4 protein-coding genes and 1 pseudogene are annotated in these 5,106 nt (G+C 69.8%); all 5 read left to right on the top strand.

Going from position 1 to position 5,106, the window contains the following annotated elements; translation table 11 throughout:
• Window positions 1-313, top strand: a 313-nt coding sequence (locus tag IEZ20_RS39280) for a GTP-binding protein (protein WP_189307924.1), incomplete at its 5' end; no start/stop codon positions are given.
• A 399-nt stretch (window positions 314-712) separates the two neighbouring features.
• Window positions 713-3,943: a nitrate- and nitrite sensing domain-containing protein gene (locus IEZ20_RS39285; protein WP_189307925.1), complete on the top strand. Its 3,231-nt coding sequence runs from the start codon at window positions 713-715 to the stop codon at window positions 3,941-3,943.
• A 10-nt stretch (window positions 3,944-3,953) separates the two neighbouring features.
• The gene (locus IEZ20_RS39290; RefSeq protein ID WP_004983065.1) at window positions 3,954-4,367 is read left to right on the top strand and encodes a roadblock/LC7 domain-containing protein; all 414 of its coding nucleotides are present in this window, start codon (window positions 3,954-3,956) and stop codon (window positions 4,365-4,367) included.
• A 94-nt stretch (window positions 4,368-4,461) separates the two neighbouring features.
• A complete protein-coding gene (locus tag IEZ20_RS39295) occupies window positions 4,462-5,031 on the top strand; it encodes a DUF742 domain-containing protein (protein ID WP_189307927.1) in 570 nt (189 codons plus the stop codon).
• Window positions 5,012-5,106: pseudogene (locus tag IEZ20_RS39300) on the top strand (ATP-binding protein); the annotation flags it as partial. The gene IEZ20_RS39295 and the pseudogene IEZ20_RS39300, both read left to right, overlap by 20 nt.

Below are 5,106 nucleotides of genomic sequence, written 5' to 3' on the forward strand. Positions count from 1 at the left end.
GGGCCAGGACCGCTTCTGGTTCATGTGGGACGACCTGGTCCGCGGCGCCATCGGCGCGGTGGTGCTCGTGGACACCCGGCGCCTGGCCGACTGCTTCCCCGCGGTCGACTACTTCGAGAACAGCGGCCTGCCCTTCGTCATCGCCCTCAACGGCTTCGACGGCCAGCAGCCGTACGCGCCCGACGAGGTACGGGAAGCGCTGCAGATCGGGCCGGACACCCCGATCATCACGACCGACGCCCGCCACCGCGCGGACGCCAAGAGCGCGCTGATCACGCTGGTGGAGCACGCCCTGATGGCACGGCTGAAGTAGCACTCAAGTGCGACGGGCCGTACGGCAGTTGTCGTAAAGGGTTCGGGAGCCGACTGTGGCCTTTGACACGGTCGGCTCCGGTGTTCATAACAGTTCGGCAGAGGAATCGCCCGGTGCCGCCACGCGACGCGGTCGCGCGGTACCGCTGTGCGCACGAAAGCCCCGCCTTTTGGCGGGGCTCGCTCTTTATGACCGTTTTATCTGGCCCTTACAAGTGCGCGCTCCGCCGGTTTCCGCTGTTTGGAATCGCGCTGGTCCACGTGCTGGAATGCCTGAACTGCCCAATGGTCGACGACGTACTGAGGGCGTACCGCGTACGCACTGGTGGTCGATGGCGAACCGGGCTCTGAGAGACTGCGGCACGACGTAGGTGCCGACCGCCGAGAGGTTGTTGGTCGAGTGAGGCGAAGCAAGAACGGTCCCGAGCCGTCGGCGCGGGGCAACTTCACCCCGCCGCCGCGCGCTGCGGCGCCCGCCCCCGTTCCCGGTGCGGAACCGGCGGCCACTCCCGCGTCCAGCGGCGGCCGTCTCTCCCCGCGGAACTGGCGGGTGCCGACCCGACTGAACGCGATCCTGCTCATACCCGTGGCGGTCGGTCTCGTCATGGGCGGCTTCCAGGTGAAGAGTTCGATCGACACCTGGCAGGAAGCCCGCGACGCCGAGAACACCGCCCGTCTGGTGCGCGCCGCCCTCACCTACGCCGACGCGCTGGAGAGCGAGCGTGACGTCACCGCGGCGCCGCTGCTGCTGAAGAAGAAGGACGCGGCCAGCAAGCAGACGGTTGCGGACGCGCGCAAGGCCACGGACCAGGCCGCCGCCGCCTTCAAGGAGGCGACGCAGAGCATGCCGTCCGACGCGGGCCTCGAACGCCGGCTGAAGCTCTTCCACGAGGTCGAGCCCCACCTGGTCGAGCTGCGGCAGGCCGCGTACACCTCCAAGAAGATCGGCGTGCAGACCGAAGAGGGCTACGTCGACATCAGCCACCCCCTGATGGAGTTCGCCAACGAACTCGGTCTGGGCACCGGCAACATCACCTCCTACGGCCGTACCGTCTACGCCATCTCGCTGACCAAGGCGGCGCTCTCGCTGGAGCGGTCGATCGGCACGCACCTGCTGGTCAAGCCCGGTCCGGACGACCCGAACCTGACGACCCAGCGGACCTCCCTCGCCTCGTACGCCTATCTGGAGCGCATCGCCCGGGAGGAGTACATCGGTGGTGGCACCGAGGCCGACGCGCAGAAGCTGACGGACGCCGAGACCCAGATCAGGACGGACGCCGCCGGTCTGGCCGCGAAGGCCAAGGCGAGCAACCCGAAGTACGTCCCCCCGCCGTCCGACCCGGTCAAGATGGTGACCCTGGTCGCCGGCATGAAGGACACCAGCACGCTCACCCGTGACCAGCTCGCGGCGAACGGACTCACCGCCGAGAACTGGTGGGCGGTCAACACGCTGAAGTACAAGGCGTACCGCCAGATCGAGTCGGACATGGCCGACAAGGCGGTGAGCGAGGCGTCGAGCATCGCCGACGACGCCAAGACCTCGGCGTTCATCACCGGTGCGGTCGTCGTGATCGCGCTGCTGGCCGCGTTCATCCTGGCCGGCCTGGTGGCCCGCCAGATGAGCCGCGCGATGCGCCAGCTGCGCAACGCCGCCTTCGGCATCGCCGAGCAGCGGCTGCCGATGCTGGTCGACCAGCTGTCCCGTACCGACCCCGGCCGGGTCGACACCCGGGTGGCGCCGATCCCGATCACCACCAAGGACGAGATCGGCGAGGTCGCCCGCGCCTTCGACCAGGTCCACCGCGAGGCGGTCCGGCTCGCCTCCGAGCAGGCGCTGCTGCGGGGCAACATCAACGCGATCTTCACCAACCTGTCGCGCCGCAACCAGTCGCTGATCGAGGGCCAGCTGACCCTGATCACCGACCTGGAGAACAACGAGGCCGACCCGGACCAGCTGGAGAACCTCTTCAAGCTGGACCACCTGGCCACCCGTATGCGCCGCAACGGCGAGAACCTCCTGGTCCTCGCCGGCGAGGAGCCCGGCCGCCGCTGGGACCAGCCGGTCCCGCTGATCGACGTGCTGCGCGCCGCCTCCTCCGAGGTGGAGCAGTACGAGCGCATCGAGCTGTCCGGCGTCCCGGAGGCCGAGATCCACGGCCGCGCGGTCACCGACCTCGTGCACCTGCTGGCCGAGCTGCTGGAGAACGCCACCACGTTCTCCTCCCCGCAGACCAAGGTCCGCGTCACCGCGACCCGTCTCCCCGACGGCCGCGTCATGATCGAGATCCACGACAAGGGCATCGGCCTGACCGCCGAGGACTTCGCGGACATCAACCACAAGCTGGCCAACCCGCCGACCGTGGACGCCGCGATCTCCCAGCGCATGGGCCTGTTCGTGGTCGGCCGGCTGTCCGACCGGCACGGCATCCGGGTCCAGCTGCGCCCCTCCGGCGAGCAGGCCGGTACGACCTCCCTGGTCATGCTGCCGGACGCGATCACGCACGGCGGTGGCGGCGAGGCCCCGCTGGACCGCGACGAGTTCACCGTCTCGCAGATCATTCCGGAGCAGCAGTTCCGGGGTGAGGACTTCGGTCAGTCGCAGCCGCTGCGCACCGCCGCGGAACTCGGCTTCGACGACAGCCGGTACACGGAGGTCCCCGACGACATCCGGGAACTGGACCCCGTCGGCCGCTCCCTGATGCGTGAGGAGCGCCGCGCCGCCCTGGAGTCCCAGAACCACGGCCAGCAGCCCGCCGAGCAGCAGCAGGCGTACGACGAACAGCGGCAGGCGTACGACGAGCAGCCCGAGCAGACGTACGAGGCGCCGTCGTACCCGGAGCAGCCGCAGCAGCCGTACGAGGAGCAGCACCGGCAGGCGTACGAGACGCCCGCGTACGAGGAGCAGAGCCACGCGTCGTACGAGCAGCAGTACGACGGGCAGTACTACGCGCCGAACGGCGAGCAGCCGCAGACCGACGGCTACTTGGGCCATGGCGGCTACCCGGAGCCCGCGTCCGCGTATGCGGAGCCTGCCCAGACGCCGTCCTACCAGGACGACTGGCCCCAGCAGGACGGCTACCAGAACGGCTACCCGGCCCAGTACGCTCCGGAAGCGGAATCCTCGCAGGCCGCTGACGCGAGTGAGCGGAACGGCGTAGGCTTCGACCGTCCGGAAACGGCATCTCCCGCCGCACACGAGCTGACCGACGCCGGGCTGCCCCGCCGCGGGTCCACCGCGAGCGGTTCCCACGGCGCCGGCTCCCCCAACGGCACGGCGCGCGTGCAGCAGGAAGCGCCGGCTCCCGCACCGGGCAACGCGCCGGGGGCGAGCGGCGACAGCGGCTGGCGGTCGGCGAACGACGAGCGGTGGCAGCAGGCCGCCCAGCTCCGTAAGCCCAAGGCAGGCGGGGTCACCGCCTCCGGTCTGCCGCGGCGGGTACCCAAGGCCAACCTGGTCGAGGGTTCCGCCGAGACCACCCCCCAGGGAGGCCCACAGGTCTCCCGCGCCCCGGAGGACGTCCGGGGCAGGCTGAGCAACCTGCGCCGGGGCGTCCAGCGCGGACGCAGCGCAGGCAGTGAAACGAACGGCCAGGGCTTCGGTCCTGACAGCACCTACAACCAGGAGCGTTAGTGTGAGCCCGATGAGCCAGGCGGCACAGAACCTGAACTGGTTGATCACCAACTTCGTGGACAACACCCCGGGGGTGTCCCACACGGTGGTGGTCTCCGCCGACGGACTCCTTCTGGCGATGTCCGAAGGCTTTCCCCGCGACCGCGCCGACCAGCTCGCGGCCGTCGCCTCCGGTCTGACGTCTCTGACGGCAGGCGCCTCCCGGATCTTCGAGGGAGGCAGCGTGAATCAGACGGTTGTGGAGATGGAGCGGGGATTCCTCTTCATCATGTCCATCTCCGACGGGTCCTCGCTCGCGGTCCTGGCCCACCCGGAGGCGGACATCGGCCTCATCGGGTACGAGATGGCCCTTCTGGTGGACCGCGCGGGCACGGTCCTCACCCCGGACCTCCGTGCGGAGCTCCAGGGAAGCCTTCTCAACTAATTAACGTACGGTGCGTATTCGCGTCCCGGGGCCGTAAGGTTTCGGGACGCGGCTCCACACGGATGGGTGCCCGGCGCAGTCGGAGGAGGAGAAAGTGGCAACACCCCCAGGCGGTTCGTCTTCGGGCAACTGGTCGTACGGCCCTGCCCAGGGTCAGGGCGACGGTTCGGCGAACCGGTACAACTTCCCCTCCACCCCCGCCCACCGGCAGCCGTACGCCCCGCAGGGCCCCGGCCCGTCGCCGTACGACCAGCCGCCGGCCCCGCGCATCCAGCCGGTCCAGCCGCAGCGCCGACCGGAGCCGGCCCCCGCCGCGGCGGCCAACAACCCCCTGGTGCGTCCGTACGCCATGACCGGCGGCCGGACCCGCCCGCGCTACCAGCTCGCCATCGAGGCGCTGGTGCACACCACCGCCGCTCCGCACCAGATGCAGGGCCAGTTGCCCGAGCATCAGCGGATCTGCAACCTCTGCCGGGAGATCAAGTCAGTGGCCGAGATCTCGGCCCTCCTCACGATCCCTCTCGGCGTGGCCAGGATCCTCGTCGCCGACTTGGCGGAGGCGGGCCTGGTCGCCATCCATCAGCCCGGCGGCGACGAGAACGCCGGTGGCCAGCCAGACGTGACACTGCTCGAAAGGGTGCTCAGTGGACTTCGCAAGCTCTAGCGGCGGTCCTTCCCGCTCCACCACCTCCGCGAAGATCGTGGTGGCGGGCGGCTTCGGCGTGGGCAAGACCACGTT

It is taken from the genome of Streptomyces cinerochromogenes, from assembly GCF_014648635.1.
In the GTDB taxonomy this organism is placed as follows: domain Bacteria; phylum Actinomycetota; class Actinomycetes; order Streptomycetales; family Streptomycetaceae; genus Streptomyces; species Streptomyces cinerochromogenes.